Genomic DNA, 18,280 nt, shown 5'->3' on the forward strand with positions numbered 1-18,280 from the left:
GCGATAAGATATTTAAGATACAATTTGGACTAGAAAGCCGATCTTGGTGACAAAGCGTGCTAAAGACCCTCTTAACTGACTTCCGCATTATATTCGATCGCGACCCAGCCGCTCGCAACTGGCTAGAGGTACTGTTTTGCTACCCTGGATTGCAAGCCTTACTATTTCACCGTTTCGCTCATTGGCTGTATGTGGTGGGAATTCCGTTTATCCCCCGCTTAATCTCTCACCTCTCTCGGTTTATCACCGGGATCGAAATTCACCCCGGCGCCCAAATTGGCGAAGGGGTATTTATTGACCACGGTATGGGGGTGGTGATTGGAGAAACCGCCATTGTGGGCGACTATTGCCTCATCTACCAAGGCGTCACCTTGGGAGGCACCGGCAAAGAAAGTGGCAAACGTCACCCCACTGTCGGAGAAAACGTAGTCGTCGGGGCTGGGGCAAAAGTGCTCGGTAACATTCAAATTGGCAACGATGTCCGCATTGGGGCTGGTTCCGTCGTCCTGCGGGACGTACCTTCTCATTGCACCGTGGTCGGAATTCCCGGTCGGGTTGTCTTTCGGTCAGGGGCCAAAGTTAGCCCCTTGGAACACGGGCAACTGCCTGATTCTGAGGCGAATGCAATTCGGGCTTTAGTCGATCGCATTGAAGCCTTGGAAAAACAACTAGAAAGTTTACAAACACAAACACCAGTGGCGATCGCCTCGACTAAAGCAAATAAATTAGACATTTTGGACTCTAATCGAGCCGCCTTAGAAGCTGTAATGCAGTTATCCCTCGATCCAGAATTAGCCCCTAAATGTTTAATCAAAAATAAAGCGATCGAGCAGTTCTTAGATGGTGCCGGGATTTAATCAAAAACCCAGCATCGCTGCGGAAGATAAAATTGTTGTTGGTTGTTGGTTGTTTGTTGTTTGACCAACAACCAACAACCAACAACCAACAACCAACAACAAATAAAATATTACCAAGAATCAGACTGATGCTCTACTTTCGTAATATGAAGCCCTGTATTCATAATTTCTACATCCGTGAGACTACACAAATATTCCTGATAACTATCTTGAGATTTATGCCAAGGCAATTTCACCGTAAATGTACTCCCTACACCTACGGTACTTTGGACAGACATATCCCCACCATGTAAATAAACACAGCTTTTGACAATAGATAGTCCCAACCCACTGCCGGGAATATTTTCGATATTGTTGCCTCGATAAAACATCTCAAAAATTTGAGTTTGTTCGGCGGTGGGAATGCCAATCCCACGATCTTTTACCTGCAAAATAATTTCTTCATCATCCGTAGCATCAATTTCCAAAAGAATCACCCCGCCCTGGGGGGAATACTTAATGGCATTCCATAATAAATGATTTAAAATTTGCTTCATCAAATCCTTATCAAACAAACCATAAATATGGGGTTTTTCTAAATTATTATTTAAGTTAATTAGCACATCTATTTGATGCTTTTTGTTTTGAGCAATTACTTTAGTCCTATTAATATAAAACTTTAAATTTTTCACAAATTCCTTAGAAAATTCACATAAATCTAACCAAACCGGATTAAAGTTTAAATTTCCAGTTTTGGCATCTTCCATTAGTAGTACATCATTTAACATTTGCGTCATATATTCCGCCGCGCTTTGGAGGCGTTCCACATGGTTTAAAGCATTTTCTTTTTGCAACTGTTCTATATAAAACTCTAGTAAATCTGCGGAAGATAAAATAGTTGCCAGAGGAGTTCTAAACTCATGGGAAACCATCGTCAAAAAGCGAGATTTTAAGTAATTAATTTCCTTTTCATTTTCTAGGGATTGACGCAAATAAGCTTCTAATTGCTTGCGTTCGGTGATATCGGTTTCCGAACCAGCCATCCGACAAGGCTGACCATTGCTATCTCTTAAAGTATCACCTCGCGACAAAAACCACCGCCAAGTTCCATCTTTATGTAGTCGGCGATATTCTACTTCATACTGACTGGTTAACCCGGCTAAATGATTCGCTAAAACCACCTTAACCCGTTCTTGATCGTCGGGATGAATCAGTTTTTGCCATTCTTCCCAATTGGGATTAATTTCATTATTAGTATAGCCCAGCATGGCTTTTAAATTCGTGGCCACATAAAGCTGATTATTTTTGATATCCCAATCCCAAACCCCGACTTCTCCCGCGCTTAAAGCCAAGGCATAACGTTGTTCGCTTAATCGCAATGCTTGATTAATTTGTTGCTCTTTTAGGGCATAACGAATTGCGTGTTCTAAAAGCGTTACATTAAGTTCACTTTTATCGAAGTAATCAGTGGCACCAGCCGCTGTAATTTCTTCGATTTCTCTGGATTTTAGCTCTGATTCTGTGAGGATAAAAATTGGTTGATTACAGCCTTTTTTTCTGGCTTCTTTTAAAAGCTGTAATCCCGCATATGAATCCGGCTCTAATTCGCGATCTATTAAATAGATATCAGCTTGATTATTAATGGTATTTTCTAAGCCTTCTGCATAAGTCTTTACCCAGTTTAAATTAAATTGAAAAGTGCATATTTTATCTAAAAAATCTTTGAATACCTGATAATCATGCAGTTCTCTATCGATGAGTAAAATATTGACAATATATTGAGACATATTTGATATTTTTTTATATTACAAAAATGGTTTGCATAATTTTTTTTTATTTTTTATTTTAAAAATGGATTTTAAAAGATGATTTTGATAGGATCCGATGTTTCAGCTTGATTTCGGGGAAAGATAAAAAAAATTAAAGGATGAATTAAGCAAGTTTTAAACGATTTCTAAACGATCGCCTATCTGGATATTACCACCGCTGATGACTTCTGCTACCACCCCAGTTTGTAAATGACCAAAGTGTTCGGTAAGGAGGCGACATAACGGCAAATCGCGATCGCCCGTTTCTGGATTTACCTCAATATTGACACAGCGACCAATCCGGGCAGAAACCAGCATCCGGCTTTCTCCAAGATATAACTCTTTTCCTACCCAGTCAAACTCACCCCAAGGAGCAACCCCATCTATGACAATATTAGGGCGAAATCGGCGAATATCTACTTCTGCACCTATGCAACGGCTAATTTCATCCACAGTGGCTTGACTGATAATCGAAATATGTCCAGACTGGCGATCGCTATAACGAGTTTCCCCTCGCTGACCTGTTCCCACCAACTGCACTGGAGAATACTGAGGATGACGGGCTTTTTCCGTAGGTTTTAATCCAGCCAAATAGCCAGTAAAAAAAGCACTAATTGCCGCCCGTCCCTGGGAGGTATTGGTGGCAGCCACCAACAGAGGCGAATCACTTTGGCCAATGCTAACCCTGAGTTCGGCATTCTCTGGGTCATAAATACATTTTAACCGAGCTAAACCAGGCCAGTCATTCTGCACCGCAAAGTATTTTTTACTCTGCCAGGGCAAGGTTTCCGGGGAGGGAACTTTTTCCCCAGTATCCACAAACATTAAAGCCATAGCCCGATCGCCTTTAATACCATGTCCAGGCAGGAGCAATGCGCGATCGCACCCTTGGGGAGTCAGACCTTTAATCGGGTGAATAAATAACTGTGTAACCGTTGCCTGGGACATATTTCCGGGGATGTTTGACGATAGGATTTGGCATTTCCTTCCCCTAGAAGATTTGTGGCCTCTCAAAATTGAAAAAAAGCGACAAAACCACCCACGAGAAGGTACGCCAACGAAATTATTGACGACTCACTGCCGAAGTTTGAGATTTACTACGCTCTCCACCCAAGCTAGAAAAATAGAAACTACCTACGGTGAATAAAAATACCATATAGCCCACCGCTTGAGCCAAATAGAGATGAGAGCGATAGCCAAATAAAGCCTTAAGAATCATACCAGGAAACTGGCGATCGGAAAGAAATTCGCTAGTATCCCAAACCATTGGGCCGAGGAGACAGGAACCAGAACCAGAAAAGCACAAGTCACTAAACCGAGCATCGATCTCAGATAAAATCATCGCCGCATTATCAACATTTTTTAACGCGGAAATCACCAACCCAGAGACAATCAAGAGTAACAAGATGCCCATGAGTTGAAAAAATAGCCGCAGATTAATCCTGACACCCCCTTGAAACAGCAAAACTCCAATCAGCACCGCCCCCAGCAACCCTAACAATGCCCCGATCGCTGGTGTCCATCCTTGCTGAAACTGAGCCACAATAAATAACACCGTTTCAAAACCTTCTCGTAACACCGCAATAAAAATTAACGTGAATATGCCCCAAGCCGCTGGCTGATTTATCCCAAACTGGCTGCTGTCTTGGGCGGAACGGGGGGATTGGATCGCCGAACTCACGGCAGTTTCAATTTCCCCTTTTAAAGCTTTAGCCTGCTTAGTCATCCAAATCAGCATCCAACTCAGCATAGCGATCGCCACCAAACAAAATCCCGCCTTGAGCAAAGACTCCACCACTGGGGCATAAAGGTGATCGGACTGACTCAGGGCGAATAAAATCCCACTAAATAGCCAACCCACTAAGGCACTGACCACAATTCCACTAACAACACCACTGTAAACCCAAGGGTTCAAATCACTGGCTTGAGCTTTTTTCAAACAAGCCAGGACAATTCCCACTACCAGGGCTGCTTCCACCCCTTCTCGCAGGGTAATCACAAAAGTCGGTAAGGCCGCACTAAAATCCATAGTTTGATCCTTTTGATTGATTAAGAAAATTCTAAGGCAACAGGGTGTAGGGTGTGGGGTGTGGGGCAGAGGGAATAATTGATAATTGATAATTGATAATTGATAATTGATAATTGATAATTGATAATTGATAATTGATAATTGATAATTGATAATTGATAATTAATAATTGATAATTGATAATTGATAATTTTGTTTAATTGTCAATTATCAATTGTTAATTATCAATTTTTCCCCGCTCCCCTTTGTAAAGATTTATGGATCCTGAATCTGTGGATCCCAATTAAATGGTAAAATCAGCCAAATCACCACAATTCCGACCGGATTTGCGGAAATAATTAACAATTGATCATTGACAATTGATAATTAAACAAAATTATCAATTGTCAACTATCAATTATCAATTATCCATTTCGTGAGGACTTAGGGGTGGTTTACTGGAGATGGTGTGGCGACTTATGTATTGAAAGTTAGCCGCACATTTCACCGCAAGTGTGTCAGGAACTACGCACAGAAACCACAGTAGGGGCAATTCCCCCGTGGTTGCCCAAATCTTACAAAAAAGATATAGACGGTGCGTAAATACTGTGCATTTAATGATTCGGACAGAACGCGAGTTTTTTTGAGATCAACGACTAATGTCTAACTCTACAACTATGACGGCTCCAGCCTCTGGAGATACTGATAAAAAGCTGTCGAAGCTGGAAGCACTCAAGGAGCGTAGTAACTTCTTGCGAGAACCTGTAGCCAGTGAGTTGCTTCAGGATACCAATTACTTTACAGAAGATGGAATTCAAATTCTGAAATTTCATGGTTCCTATCAGCAAGACAATCGTGATAATCGGGTCAAAGGGCAAGAAAAAGATTATCAGATGATGTTGCGGACTCGATCGCCAGGTGGATTTATTCCCCCGCAACTTTATCTGACTTTGGATCGCTTATCGGATCAATATGGGAATCATACTCTGCGAGCCACCACTCGCCAGGGGTTTCAACTGCACGGCATTCTCAAGAAAAATCTGAAAAGCGCGATCGCGGAAATTGTCCGCAATATGGGGTCAACCCTAGGGGCTTGTGGCGATCTGAATCGCAACGTCATGGCACCTCCGGCTCCCTTTCACAATCGCCCAGAGTATGACTATGCCTTGCGCTATGCCAACAATATCGCCGATTTACTCACTCCTCAAAGTGGCGCTTATTATGAGATTTGGCTAGATGGGGAAAAAGTTATTAGTGGGGAAGAAAATCCTGCTGTTAAAGAAGCCCGCCGCCATCAGAATAATGGCACTCTGTTTGAGGATAGTCCAGAGCCGATCTATGGCACTCAATATATGCCCCGCAAGTTTAAAATTTGCGTCACCGTACCGGGAGATAATTCCGTAGATATCTATACCCAAGACCTGGGTTTAGTGGTCATTTCTGACGAACAGGGTAAATTGATCGGATTTAACGTCCTCGCAGGGGGTGGGTTAGGTCGGACTCATAATAAAGAGGAAACTTTTGCCCGGTTAGCAGATCCCATTGGTTATGTAGCCAAAGAAGATGTCTATGAGTTGGTGAAAGCTGTGGTCGCCACTCAACGAGACTATGGCGATCGCCAAAACCGCCGTCATGCGCGGATGAAATATCTCATCAATGACTGGGGGGTGGAAAAATTCCGCGCCACCGTAGAAACCTATTTTGGCAAAAAACTCGAACCCTTTAAGCCCTTACCCGAATGGAAGTATGAAGACTTTCTCGGTTGGCACGATCAAGGGGATGGGTTGATGTTTCTGGGCATTTCTATTGAAAATGGCCGAGTTTTCGATCGCGGTGATTTTAAACTCAAAACCGCCTTGCGGGAAATTGTCGAGAAGTTCAACATACCAATGTTGGTCAGTCCCCATCAAAATGTGATTCTCTACGATATTAAGCCCGCCAACCAGCAGGAAATTAAACAAATCCTCCAAGGCTATGGGATCAAAGGCGAAACGGAAATCGATCCCCTGGTGCGGACTGCAATGGCTTGTCCCGCTTTGCCTACTTGTGGATTAGCGGTGACGGAATCAGAACGCGCCATCCCTGGAATTTTAGAGCGAATTCGGGCTCTATTAAATAAACTAGGGCTATCCCAAGACCAATTTGTAGTCAGAATGACCGGCTGCCCAAATGGTTGTGCGCGTCCTTATGTGGCAGAATTAGGGTTTGTCGGCAGTGCCCCAGAAAGTTATCAAATTTGGCTCGGTGGCTCCCCCAGCCAAACCCGACTGGCTCAACCCGTAATTGAGAAGCTACATATTGATTACTTAGAGGCATTCCTAGAGCCGATTTTGGTCAATTTTAAGCAAAATCGACTTTCTGCCGGTGAGAGTTTTGGCGATTTTTGCGATCGCATTGGACTCGACACCATTCGTGAACTTACCGCCTCTTATCAGCAAAATACTCCTGTAACTAGCAACAAAATGACTACTGAATTATTGACCGCCCCCGTTGACACAGATTTGACTCCCAGCACCGAAACTATTTCCGAAGAGATCGTCGATCAAGGTTCTGAAGAAGACGAAAAAGAACGTCGCCCCCGTCGTCGCGTCAACCTCAGCGAAGATATTTATCATCGCCTGAAAAATGAAGCCGCCCGTCAAGGCAAACCTATGAGCGAACTAGCGGCGAATGCCCTGGAAGCTTTCCTCGCTAGTCAACAATCGGCGGATTAGATTGATTGTTGTTGGTTGATTGTTGTTGGTTGGGGTGTAATTGATAATTGATAATTGATAATTGATAATTGATAATTGATAATTGATAATTGATAATTGATAATTGTCAATTATCAATTGATAATTTTATTTAATTGTCAATTGTCAATTATCAATTGTTAATTGTTTTCCCCCGCCCCTCTGCCCCTCCGCCCCTCTGCCTCTTCATGTCTCAATTACAAAGAATCGCGATCGCACCAGCCCAAATTCAAGGTCAGCAAATATTGCTCACCGCCGAACAGCAGCACTATCTGATGCGAGTGCTGCGGTTAAAAATAGGCGATCGCTTTATTGTCATCGATCCTCAAGGGGGTTGGTGGTTGTCGGTACTCCAAGAAAACAATGGCCAAATTCTCGAACCGATAGCCATTGCCACCGAATTACCTGCTACCGTTTCCTTAATTGTGGCTATGCCCAAAGGAAATGGCTTAGAAGAGATAGTGCGTCAAACTACGGAACTCGGTGTGAGTGCGATTTATCCGGTAATGAGCGATCGCAGCCTCCTCAAACCTAGCCCCCAAAAAATTCAACGGTGGCGTCGCATTGCCCAAGAAGCCGCCGAACAGTCAGAACGAGCAAAAGTCCCGACAATTTTTGAACCGATCGCTTTCTCTGAATGTTTAGGGCAAATTTCTCAGGCTTCATGTAGGGGCGAACAGCCGTTCGCCCCTACCCTCACCCAGGAAAATTCGGGGGGATCCGACACCCCCCTTATTAAGGGGGGCGGGGGGGGATCCGACTCTAAAAAATATAAATATATCTGTGTGGCTCGTGGGGATAGGCCACATTTACTCAAAACTTTGCAAGGATCTGACCTTAAATCTGAAGCAAATCCCCAAATCGCGATCGCCACTGGGCCCGAAGGCGGCTGGACAGCCACAGAAGTGGAACAGGCGATCGCTGCGGGTTTTCAGCCAATTTCTTTAGGCGATCGTATCCTCAAAGCCGTTACCGCCCCCATTGTCGCCTTATCCCTCGTCGCTGCTTACTTAGAAAGTTAGAAACCGGGTTTCTGCGTTAACTGATGCCAATCCGCCAATCCGCCAATCCGCCAATCCGCCAATCCGCCAGGGAATAAATTCCCGTCGCTTTTAGCTAAAGTCGGTTAAAACCGACTGAAATCGATAATTTGAAATCAAATAATTATAATTGGATTTATTTACAACTGAAATCGATATAGCGGTTTTTATTGGATTACAGAGGTTTTCTGGATTCCCGCCTGGGCGGGAATGACAGTTTTTTTGTACTTCATAACTCCGAAAAGTGCTATAATTTGAACTCAAATTATAACGTTTTTAACTAAAAATGCCACATTATGGGCGCAATGCTGTCGCCCAAATTAACAGCTTAATTGTAGCAATAATTTTTGAATTTGGTATAATTTTAGTCGGATTTATCCGACTTTAGCTATGAGGCGGGGGTTTTAACCCCCGACGGTTTTTCAGCCCTTTGAAATCGATAATTTAAAATCAAAGAACTATTTTCAAATAGATATTTTCTCCCAGACCACAAATCCCCAGACAAAAAACCGGGTTTTTTTTAGAATTCCACAGATAACTGTTGATATTCACCAAAGAAACCCGGTTTCCGATCTATATATTTCTAATTAATTGTTTTACTTATTTCCCATTTGGCTGGCCATATCTAAGAAAGTTTTCATATTAGGACCAGGACGACGACGGGGGCCTGTGCTGGGCATTAAATATTGGGTCGCAAATCCACCCACGGGTTCCGCAGCTTTTGCCGGTGCTGGGGCTGGCTTGGCTGGGGCTGGGGCTGCTGCTGGGGCCGGGGCGGGTTCAGATTTTTTCGCTTTCGGTGCCGGGGCTTTCGGTGCCGGGGCTTTCTCAGTCTTCGGCGCTTCTACTTTGGCGGCAGCGGGTTCAGCTTTTGGTGCAGCCGGTTCAGCTTTTGGTGCAGTTGTCGCTGACCCAGTGCCTTTGGCTTCGTCCAATTCTAAGAAATATTCAGATTTTTTGCCAAATAAGTTTTTTAGTGCCATGATGCCTGACTCCTGTTGTGTTGTCTGTGTTTTCGTGGATATGGGATTATCTGGTTTAGGGCGGATGCCGCTTTAGTTGGATCCGTTTCGGTAATCGCCACGTTATACCACTTCTGAGGAAAGAGGAGAGAGGAAAGAGGAAAATTCTCTCTTCTATGCATCTCTCTTCTATGTATCTCTCTTTGTGATATCTGGCTAGAAGATCGATAAAATTCTGAGATTGATTATGAAGTTTTTATAACGCCAAAGGCAATAATTGCTTAAAATTCTTAATAAAACTTCACAAACTTATTAAAGCCAAACGGCGATCGCCTCCCAGAGCCTACGGGTGTGGATAAATTGCAAGGAACCTTAATGCGACAGGAATCCCTAGCCAACAATAGGATCCTATTCCTTGCTAGGACTTATTTTATCTAAGGATTAGCAGTCAAAAAGGTAACGTTGATTTGGATCCAAGGAATTACTGACGGAATTGGTATGGAAGCAGTTTCTAAAGTTATGGCTTCTGCACAAAACGCAGTGCATAAATAATATCTGTCAATGTACATCCAGCATTGTAAATAAACACGGCTTATCGGACGACAATTTTGAGGCAATACTAAAATATTATTATTCCCAGATGACCTCTTCACTTCTCCACTAATAATAACTAAACTTGAGAATTTAGTTATTTTAAATGTACTATATAAACTCTATCCTTCACTAAAAGTGTACGGAATATCGGACATTCCTACTTGTAGATTAGTTCTTGCCGCTGATACGGTACTAAGCCCGGTGCCCCCATTCGCGATCGCAGCTATCCCAGTAATATTGGCGGCACTCCCGGAAATATTCCCAGAAATTTGAGCGCCGGTCTGAGTATGCGATGCGGCGGCTGCACCGATCGCCTCTGGGGTAAGCGGGTCAGTGCCCTCGATTGCGTGGTTTGGGGCGTGGGTCTCAGAAGTCTCAATGATTGGTCGTAAAGGAATCATAATTACCAGTTTTCAGTAATCAAAGCTTCGGCGCGTGAATCAGGTGTCGAGTTGCTTGCCCAAAGGAAATTGATTGCAGTTGTAGGCACAGCAGAAAATTCATAAGCGTACTGGCCGGGAATTTCAATTTCAGCATTTGCGGCAGTAGCTGGTTTGCTGGCCACCGTACCTGTTGCCACATACAAAGTATTAACAGAACGATTGATCATGATTAATCGCTTTCTGTCACTACGTGCGGCGATCGCATCGACAGCCGTCACAGACACAGCAATGGTAGCATGAGCGCTATTGCTGTAAGTTTTGGTGTTGTTGCTGACTGGTTGATTGCCAGTAAATTGTAACATTTTTACTCTTTGTTTTTTTCTGGATAACTAATGGATAATTTTCCTAAAAAATTGAATAAGTATTTTTTTATGCTCTTGAATATTTTTAATTTATTTTTATTAAAATTAAAAATAAATTTTAGCATGACTTAAATTTTCCCAATCTTAAGCTATGCTAAAATTATAAAATGGTTAAAAATGCGTAAAAATGCCAATTAAAATTGTTAAAAAAAAACTAATTTTTTTAACAATTAAATGTTAATTAGCCTAAGATTACCTCAAATTACCCAGACAAAAAAGCATAATGTTCTCCGCGTATTCGTGCATCAAAATAACAATCAATAGATTCAAAACCGTCCTCGACACAATCCACAGCAAGTTGATTGACGACTTGTGCTTTTTCAATGGAAGAATCGTCCGAAAGACTTCCTAAGCCAAAAGTCGTCGCGTCTAACAGCCAATCAACCCAATTGCCGTTAATACGGCCTGCGTAATCTAGCTCAATCCAAGTTTTTACAGCTTGATTGTAGGAGCGTTTGCTAATCGTAAAATCAAGATTTTTATCTCCCATAAATTAACCTTTTTGTTTAGGGATTCAACTTAGCCTAAGCTGCGAAAACCGACAATCATCAAACTTTTCCTAGAAAAAAAGAGGTTAAAGCAATCAATATTTTAAGCAAAACTGGTAATATAAAAGGGTAGCTGGGGATTAATCCCCAGCCGACGGTTTATCCGCCTTCAGCAGAGCAATGAAATCTGTAAAAGAATGATTAAGTTTTATCGTGGTTAAAATAAATCGTTACAAAGGTTAAGAATTAGTTATGAGTCATAAATAAAATGGCGAAAAAAAAACTGGAGTGTCGTAAAGAATTTAACTTCTGAATATACGGGGGAAAACTATTGCAGTCTTATCAAGGGAACCGGACGAGAGTTTGTTGTTAACTTTTGCTTAAAACCAGAGGTCGAGAACCCTGCTATTCCTCCGTTTCTGCCGCCGTCTCCACCCTGCAATATCAAGCCGCTGGCCAAGCTCAGTTAAGAGCTTATGCTGAGTCGATCGCTCATTATCGGCTTCAGCTTTGGGAGCGAACGGCTGAGGGAACTTTTTACCGAAAAACTTTCCCAATTTTCAAATATTTCCCAGATCATCAGCTAGATATTTTTCCCTTGTTGTGGGTAACAACCGAGGCCGGAATTGGGGATAAAGAACTTTTACTAAAATTTGATGGCACTGTTTTACCAATAACTGATGATAAAATCTCGGTCTGCCTCGACTACTACTGTTCAGGACGAAATTTGGTTTTCGTTAAATATTCCGGCAAACACGGAGATTGAATTTCAGCGTCCTGATAATTATACTATTTTTAATTACCAAAGATGCACTCATTTGGGGCGCTTGGACGCCTTGCCCCTACAATATCTGTTATTAATTTGGCATCGGTAGGGGCGCCGGGGCTGGCGCCCAAATTAACCTCGAAATCGTAGCAATAATTTTTGAAATTGGTATAAATACTTGGAAAACGGAAAACCAATCATTGATTACACAATGGGGCAAGAGAAAAAAAATCCGAAGCATCTGACTAAAAAAAATCGCAGCGACGCTTCCGACAAGCTTTAGGGCTGGGGGAAGTTGTCCGAAAATCAGGCGCTACTGTCAATTCAAAGTCCAAGGCAAAAGGGTCAGGAATGGCGCGATCGATAATGTGGCTGTACGTCAATAATAAATTTGAAATGTCACTCAAAGAGAATGGTGTTTCAACAAAAAGTTTGTTGAAACACTATTCGCCGAATTCTTGAGTATTGGCTGAACCGTGCTTATCAATTACTGCCTGATGGTTCCTTGCAAAAACTTAGCGGGAAAGCATTGTATGCCGCTCGTGGTGCAACTATGCGAAAGGTGGCTGCGATGATTTACAAGGATTTCGCCATTGTCACTGGGTTGTCTTGAAGATAGTGATATTTAATCCTCAGGGGTAGAATTCAGACTTGTTGATTGCGGTTGGCTTTGAGTAAGTCTTCTACACACCAAAACCCCATTGAAAAAATCCCATTGAAAATAGACAATTGACAATTGTTTACTCATTCATTATCCATTATCTATTATTTTTTCCCACACCCCACACCCCACAGCCTACAGCCTACACCTCTTACCCTGAGCCACACCCCACACCCTAGACCCTGTAATTAGCTGATGTGATCGAGCAATTGGCGAACGATCGCGGCATCGGCAGCATCAGGGACGATCGCCAGATAGGATTCCAGGTCTTGCCGTGCTTCTGACCAGCGATCGCTTTGATAATATAAAAGGCCGCGATCGCGCAGTTGGTCTGGGGCATCGGGAAACAACAGCAAAATCCGGTCAATTACCCCCAGACATTTTTTCGCCTGCATTTGTTGGAGATAAATCATTTTTAAATTCATCAGCATCCGGGCTAAAAACTGTCGTGACGTGACTGGGGCAAAAAATTCTGGCCGCAACTGCACAGGTTGACCATACAGTTGACTTAATCGGGGCTGCCAATCTTCCGCAAACAATATCTCCCCGCGATTAAATGCATCCACAAAAATCCCCGCATCGGCAAAATCTGGACGAATGATAAAATGTCCGGGCATTCCAATGCCGACCATCGGAAAATCGATGCGCCGAGCCACTTCCAGATATACTAACGACAGGGTAATTGGAATCCCCGTGCGCCGAACAATTACGTCACTCAGAAAACTATTGCGCGGATCGTAGTAATCATCGGTATTGCCCCGAAAACCAAGGTCATCAAACAAATACTGATTAATGGTCTTGATGATTCGGAGGGGATAGCGTTCTGGGGGCAACTGTTGCCGCACCTCTTCCGCCATCACATCAAAAGTTTCGAGGGATTGCTCGACATCCAGATCGGGATATTCTTCTTGAGCAATATATAAAGCCGCTTTTGCCAGATTAATTTGTTCATCTGGCTGCTGGATTTCTTGGTAAAATAATTGTCGCGCTGCGGAAAATTCCATGTTACAAGTGAAGACTGCCTTTTAGGTGGTTCTATGCTGTTTTTCTATTTTAAGTCAGGGATACATTTATTAACCGTTCGTGGTTGATGGTTCTTGGTTGATGGTTGATGGTTCTTGGTTCTTGGTTAAGCGTTGCCGGTTCACCGTTCACCGTTTCCTCCACTTCTACGGATGTACTATTATAGCTGATGCTCTATTAAGTTAACATCAGTTCTTTTATGGAAAAATTTCCACCGTATTTATCTTATCTCGGAATTGGTCTAGGGAGTCTGGTCGGTCTTTTGTTATTAGTTTGGGTTATCGTTGCCATCAGGATTTTGCGGAAAACCAAAGGATTACCTCAAGCAATTGGCACGTTTTTGACTTTGATTGTCGAGGACAATGTGACCGCAGCTTATCAGTTGACGACAGATAATTTTAAAGTCAAAATGTCTAAACAAGCTTTTAGCAAGTTTATTAAAAAGCATAAAATCAATATACTCGTACCCTGATGTCAATTCCTACCGTTGAAGAAAATTGTCATTCTTTGGCGGTGACATTGATTACGAAAACGGGTCAATAAATAACCTTAAAAATCTCTGTTATTAAAAACAAAAAAAATTGGCAAATTGAGTATTTATAATATGAATATCAAGGTTAAAATCCTGATCTTGCCGGGAAATTAATCGTCAGCTTTAAGACAGAATCTCTCTAGATGCAAGCGAGATATTTAGTCGGGGCATTCGCTCGATTTGCCCCAAGAAATCTGCTATGATTCAGTGTACTGACATTTGAGGGGATAATTTAATATCGCTCGGCAGCAAATCGCGGTCTGCGATCGCGATGACGGTCATGGAGTTTCCCCGAAAAATCTATCATTTTATTAATATTTTTTTATATTTTTTTTAGATTTACGTTAAAATTCGTGTAATTTGTGTAATTTGATGCGGAAATTTTGTCCATTTTTACTCAATTTAAAAATAGATTAAATACATAACGGGTTGGATCCAGCCCCTTGATGCTCGTACTCATACTAAATTTAAATCTACCGCTAAATCTAGCTCCGAAGTGAAAATGCAGGTTTATCGGCATTTTGTTCCATTGTCACCAGGGAATTAGCAATAATGGATATCGTGACTAGCGAAACCGAACCGATCCCAGTGTCACCAAGCTATCACTTTTGCTGGGTAGTATTGAATCAACCGCATCTTAAAGTGCTTTCTTGTCGATCGCCTTAAAGGGGCGAAAAATCTTTCAGCCCAGCCAGGAAACGAGAAGTGTTTTTTAATAAAAGACACTTGGAGAAAAACTTTTCTAGCTTACTCTCTAGCTTACTTGTCCCGTGAATGAGTCCAGGTTAAAAATTTTTAAATCAGGGTCTAGAGTCATAACCGCTTCACTCGGCATTTGGCCAAAGCTTTAATTAACCGTGGATGACTCGCGCATAAAACCGAGCAGATCAAAAATATTCGATCGCCAGTTTTTTTTGATTTGAGAGGTCAAAATATATAATTACTTAATCTACCTATATTTTTTGTGATTCATTCTGAATGCGATCGCTTTCATAAATTTGAATCAAGCTTCACAGGAAAAGCCCGTTTACCTGAAAACAAAACCCAAAATATAAAATATGGACATAAACAATCTGGACATAAACAAAATGATTGCTTTCCAAGAACAACGAGGTTATACGGACATAAAAATGTATGCGTCTTTATTGCCAAGGCTAATTTTAGAGATAGCGGCTGCTGACGATCTTGATACCGCTTTAAGCCTTGCAGTAGAGCGGATTTGTGAAGCAACGGACTGGGATTATGGAGAAGTGTGGGTTCCCAGTCCGAATGGGGATTATTTGCAATGTAGTCAATCTAAATTTAATCGGGATTCCTTGGCGATCGCTCAATTAAGAACCCATAGTTTAGAATTTATTTTTCCCCCTAATATCGGTTTGCCCGGACGAATATGGGTGACGAAAAAATCAGAATTTTACCCTGATATTTCTAAATTGTCAAAAAATTTTTTTTCCAGAGTCGAAATGGCGAAAAAACTGGGAGTCAAATCCGGTTTTGGTATCCCCGTTGTGATTTCAAATGAAGTCGTTGCTGTAATTTTATTTTTTATGCTGAAATCTAACCCGAAAAATCCAGTTAAACTGGAGATGATTCAAAATATGATGCCTCAATTGACCGTGTTACTCCATCAAAAACAAACCGAAAAACAATTAAAAGAGACTACGGAAAAATATCGGAGTATTTTTGAAAATGCGGTGGAGGGCATTTTTCAAACCACCGCCGATGGTCGTTATCTAACTGTTAACCCGATGTTAGCGACTATCTACGGTTATGATTCCCCTGGAGAAATGATGGCTAATCTGACCGATATTGAGCATCAACTTTATGTAAATCCTCAACGTCGGAATGAATTTCGCCACTTACTGGAAAAACAAGATGCGGTCTGGGCATTTGAATCAGAAATTTATCGGAAAGATGGCCAAATTATTTGGATTTCAGAATGTGCGCGAAAAATTCGCAATGCTGCGGGAGAAATCATTGGCTATGAGGGGACGGTAGTTGATATTACCCAGCGTAAGCAAGCAGAAATCGAATTGCTGAAACGCGATCGCTTGCTGGAAGCTGTGGCCGCAGCTATGAATGAATTATTGTTAAATCCTAACCACCGAGAAGCGGTGAATCGTGGGTTAGGAAAATTAGGGGAAGTGGTGGGAGTGCATCGGGTTTATGTCTGCATAGAAAGAAAAAATTGCGATTTTAATTGCGAATTGACTGGCGCTCGGCTCGCCAGTCAACCTAGCTTAATTATGGAATATGAGTGGACTGCTGAGGGAATTTCCAGCGCCAAAACAGCGGATCATCTGCTGATTCCCACGGACTCAAAGATTTTCCCCTGTTTATTAGCTGGTGAACCCTTGACGATCTTGACGGAGCAAATGAGTCCAGGCGATCGCGCTGTATTTGGTTATCCCGATGTTGTTTCCAGTTTGTTAGTCCCTATTATTGTCCAAGAAGAATTTTTTGGCTATGTGGGATTTGATGATTGCCAAACGGCAAGGTCTTGGTCAAAAAGTGAAGCATCAATTTTAGTGGCGATCGCCGGTAGTATTGGTGGTGCGATCCAACGCCATCAGCAAGAAGTCCTGATTCACCATCAAGCGTTTCACGATCTTTTAACAGGTTTACCCAACCGACAGCAACTCGAACAATCTCTACCGAAAATGCTGGCGATCGCGCAACAGCAAGAGCAAAAAGCCGCTTTCCTGTTTATCGACTTAGATCGATTTAAAATCATCAACGATACTTTAGGTCATGGAGTAGGGGATCAACTTTTGCAAATCGTCGCCCAACGATTAAAACAGTCCCAGCGAGAAGATGATATGATTATTCGCTGGGGAGGCGATGAATTTATTGTCATCCTGAATCAGATTCACCATTCAGTCGATGCTGGTCATATTGCCCAGAGGATTATTAACTCCATCCAGCAATCGTTTCTGATCGATGAGCATCAACTATATATTAGTTGTAGCATTGGCATTGCCATTTATCCTGAAGATGGCATCGATGCGTCCACCTTGATGCAAAATGCCGATCTCGCATTATATCGGGTCAAAGAAACGGGACGAAATAGCTATGAATTTTACACTCCCTATATGCACTCGGAAATTCCCGAATACTTATTATTAGAAAATAATGCGGAACAGGCGTTGAACCAACAAGAGTTTCTCCTGTTTTACCAGCCATTACTCCACCCAACAACCCGTGAGATTAGAGGAGTGGAAGCATTAATTCGTTGGCAGCATCCCACCCTCGGATTACTGCCAGCAGAAAAATTTATTTCTTTATTAGAAGAAAAGGGCTTCATGGTCAAGTTAGGTCGCTGGATTTTAGAAAGTGCTTGCGAGCAACTGTCTATTTGGCAAACCCTTGGCTGGCCGCCGGTTAAAGTTTGGATCAATTTGTCAGCGGCAGAATTTCAGCAACAAAATTTATTAGCTATTATCAGTGAGGTGTTACAAGCAACGGGAGTTAATCCTGAATGTTTGGGCTTAGAAATTAATGAAGCTACGGCGATGCAAGATTTAGAATTTACTCGCCACAGATTGCAGCAGTTACACCGGATGAGAATTGCTTTGGCTTTGGATAATTTTGGCAGTGGGCTTGTCTCGTTAACAGCACTCAAAAGTTTGCCTTTTGACCGGATTAAAATTGATCGTTTTTTTCTCAAAAAAGTAGCAAAAAAATCTAAAGAATTGGCGCTACTACGCACCATGATTGATTTGGGAAATCAACTGGGTTTTCCAGTGGTTATTCAAGGAGTTGAAACTCCCGAACAACAAGAAATTTTAGCGACATTTGATTGTGACGAAATGCAAGGTAATTTTTTGAGTCCACCACTGTTTGCGTCGGAGGCAAATCGTTTGTTTAGTTTGCCCAGTAAATTTCATTTATCCTAAGTGGATAATAGGTAATGGGTAATAGATAATGGGTAATGGATAATGGGTAATGAACCTGGAGAGGCGATCGCACCAATCAAATCCTTTCAAAATGCTATAATATACCCTATAAACTGCGATGAGAAACAA

At 42.1% G+C, this 18,280-nt stretch carries 14 protein-coding genes; 6 read left to right on the forward strand and 8 right to left on the reverse strand.

Annotated elements, in window-relative coordinates:
- The first annotated feature begins 56 nt into the window (after positions 1-56).
- Positions 57-857, forward strand: coding sequence for a serine O-acetyltransferase (gene cysE / locus ABWT76_RS04345; RefSeq protein ID WP_054467728.1), 801 nt, complete (start codon positions 57-59; stop codon positions 855-857).
- Between the two features lie 110 nt (positions 858-967).
- Here the strand turns inward: cysE and ABWT76_RS04350 are convergent, their stop codons facing one another.
- The 3 genes from ABWT76_RS04350 to ABWT76_RS04360 all read right to left on the reverse strand — a co-directional run bounded on the left by ABWT76_RS04350 (position 968) and on the right by ABWT76_RS04360 (position 4,673).
- Positions 968-2,623, reverse strand: a complete 1,656-nt coding sequence (locus ABWT76_RS04350) for an ATP-binding protein (RefSeq protein WP_054467730.1) — start codon at positions 2,621-2,623, stop codon at positions 968-970.
- Positions 2,624-2,779: 156 nt separating this feature from the next.
- Complete coding sequence (locus tag ABWT76_RS04355; RefSeq protein ID WP_354635698.1) at positions 2,780-3,592, reverse strand: MOSC domain-containing protein; 813 nt, start codon at positions 3,590-3,592, stop codon at positions 2,780-2,782.
- 115 nt (positions 3,593-3,707) lie between these two features.
- Positions 3,708-4,673: an FTR1 family protein gene (locus ABWT76_RS04360; protein ID WP_354635700.1), complete on the reverse strand. Its 966-nt coding sequence runs from the start codon at positions 4,671-4,673 to the stop codon at positions 3,708-3,710.
- Positions 4,674-5,329: 656 nt separating this feature from the next.
- Between ABWT76_RS04360 and sir the strand changes: the two genes are divergently transcribed.
- Complete coding sequence (gene sir / locus ABWT76_RS04365; RefSeq protein ID WP_354636380.1) at positions 5,330-7,366, forward strand: sulfite reductase, ferredoxin dependent; 2,037 nt, start codon at positions 5,330-5,332, stop codon at positions 7,364-7,366.
- Positions 7,367-7,572: 206 nt separating this feature from the next.
- Entirely contained in the window at positions 7,573-8,406 is an 834-nt protein-coding gene (locus tag ABWT76_RS04370) for a 16S rRNA (uracil(1498)-N(3))-methyltransferase (protein ID WP_354635701.1), read from the forward strand.
- Positions 8,407-9,020: 614 nt separating this feature from the next.
- On the opposite strand, the gene ABWT76_RS04375 is transcribed toward ABWT76_RS04370, so the two are convergent.
- The 4 genes from ABWT76_RS04375 to ABWT76_RS04390 all read right to left on the reverse strand — a co-directional run bounded on the left by ABWT76_RS04375 (position 9,021) and on the right by ABWT76_RS04390 (position 11,275).
- Positions 9,021-9,407, reverse strand: coding sequence for a hypothetical protein (locus ABWT76_RS04375; protein ID WP_072160969.1), 387 nt, complete (start codon positions 9,405-9,407; stop codon positions 9,021-9,023).
- A 692-nt stretch (positions 9,408-10,099) separates the two neighbouring features.
- Positions 10,100-10,381 carry a hypothetical protein gene (locus tag ABWT76_RS04380; RefSeq protein WP_054470438.1) on the reverse strand — a complete coding sequence of 94 codons (282 nt, stop codon included), beginning with the start codon at positions 10,379-10,381 and terminating at the stop codon, positions 10,100-10,102.
- Between the two features lie 2 nt (positions 10,382-10,383).
- Positions 10,384-10,725, reverse strand: a complete 342-nt coding sequence (locus ABWT76_RS04385) for a hypothetical protein (protein ID WP_054470439.1) — start codon at positions 10,723-10,725, stop codon at positions 10,384-10,386.
- Between the two features lie 262 nt (positions 10,726-10,987).
- On the reverse strand, positions 10,988-11,275 hold the full coding sequence (locus tag ABWT76_RS04390; RefSeq protein ID WP_354635702.1) for a hypothetical protein: 288 nt from the start codon (positions 11,273-11,275) through the stop codon (positions 10,988-10,990).
- Between the two features lie 374 nt (positions 11,276-11,649).
- Here ABWT76_RS04390 and ABWT76_RS04395 point away from each other — a divergent pair, with 374 nt between their 5' ends.
- Positions 11,650-12,039, forward strand: coding sequence for a hypothetical protein (locus tag ABWT76_RS04395; RefSeq protein ID WP_354635703.1), 390 nt, complete (start codon positions 11,650-11,652; stop codon positions 12,037-12,039).
- A gap of 849 nt (positions 12,040-12,888) precedes the next feature.
- Here the strand turns inward: ABWT76_RS04395 and ABWT76_RS04400 are convergent.
- Positions 12,889-13,704, reverse strand: a complete 816-nt coding sequence (locus ABWT76_RS04400; protein ID WP_190880666.1) for a SirB1 family protein — start codon at positions 13,702-13,704, stop codon at positions 12,889-12,891.
- A 218-nt stretch (positions 13,705-13,922) separates the two neighbouring features.
- On the opposite strand from ABWT76_RS04400, the gene ABWT76_RS04405 reads away from it, so the two are divergent.
- Positions 13,923-14,195, forward strand: coding sequence for a hypothetical protein (locus ABWT76_RS04405; protein WP_054469935.1), 273 nt, complete (start codon positions 13,923-13,925; stop codon positions 14,193-14,195).
- Positions 14,196-15,343: 1,148 nt separating this feature from the next.
- A complete protein-coding gene (locus ABWT76_RS04410) occupies positions 15,344-18,151 on the forward strand; it encodes an EAL domain-containing protein (protein ID WP_354635704.1) in 2,808 nt (935 codons plus the stop codon).
- Positions 18,152-18,280 lie beyond the last annotated feature (129 nt).

This window comes from Planktothricoides raciborskii GIHE-MW2 (assembly GCF_040564635.1).
GTDB lineage: Bacteria > Cyanobacteriota > Cyanobacteriia > Cyanobacteriales > Laspinemataceae > Planktothricoides > Planktothricoides raciborskii.

Excerpts from the sequence above, each read along its gene's own strand:
- ABWT76_RS04350 (WP_054467730.1), bottom strand. The coding sequence starts at position 2,623 with ATGTCTCAATATATTGTCAATATTTTACTCATCGATAGAGAACTGCAT.
- ABWT76_RS04355 (WP_354635698.1), bottom strand. The coding sequence starts at position 3,592 with ATGTCCCAGGCAACGGTTACACAGTTATTTATTCACCCGATTAAAGGT.
- ABWT76_RS04360 (WP_354635700.1), bottom strand. The coding sequence starts at position 4,673 with ATGGATTTTAGTGCGGCCTTACCGACTTTTGTGATTACCCTGCGAGAA.
- sir (WP_354636380.1), top strand. The coding sequence starts at position 5,330 with ATGACGGCTCCAGCCTCTGGAGATACTGATAAAAAGCTGTCGAAGCTG.
- ABWT76_RS04370 (WP_354635701.1), top strand. The coding sequence starts at position 7,573 with ATGTCTCAATTACAAAGAATCGCGATCGCACCAGCCCAAATTCAAGGT.
- ABWT76_RS04375 (WP_072160969.1), bottom strand. The coding sequence starts at position 9,407 with ATGGCACTAAAAAACTTATTTGGCAAAAAATCTGAATATTTCTTAGAA.
- ABWT76_RS04380 (WP_054470438.1), bottom strand. The coding sequence starts at position 10,381 with ATGATTCCTTTACGACCAATCATTGAGACTTCTGAGACCCACGCCCCA.
- ABWT76_RS04385 (WP_054470439.1), bottom strand. The coding sequence starts at position 10,725 with ATGTTACAATTTACTGGCAATCAACCAGTCAGCAACAACACCAAAACT.
- ABWT76_RS04390 (WP_354635702.1), bottom strand. The coding sequence starts at position 11,275 with ATGGGAGATAAAAATCTTGATTTTACGATTAGCAAACGCTCCTACAAT.
- ABWT76_RS04400 (WP_190880666.1), bottom strand. The coding sequence starts at position 13,704 with ATGGAATTTTCCGCAGCGCGACAATTATTTTACCAAGAAATCCAGCAG.
- ABWT76_RS04405 (WP_054469935.1), top strand. The coding sequence starts at position 13,923 with ATGGAAAAATTTCCACCGTATTTATCTTATCTCGGAATTGGTCTAGGG.
- ABWT76_RS04410 (WP_354635704.1), top strand. The coding sequence starts at position 15,344 with ATGATTGCTTTCCAAGAACAACGAGGTTATACGGACATAAAAATGTAT.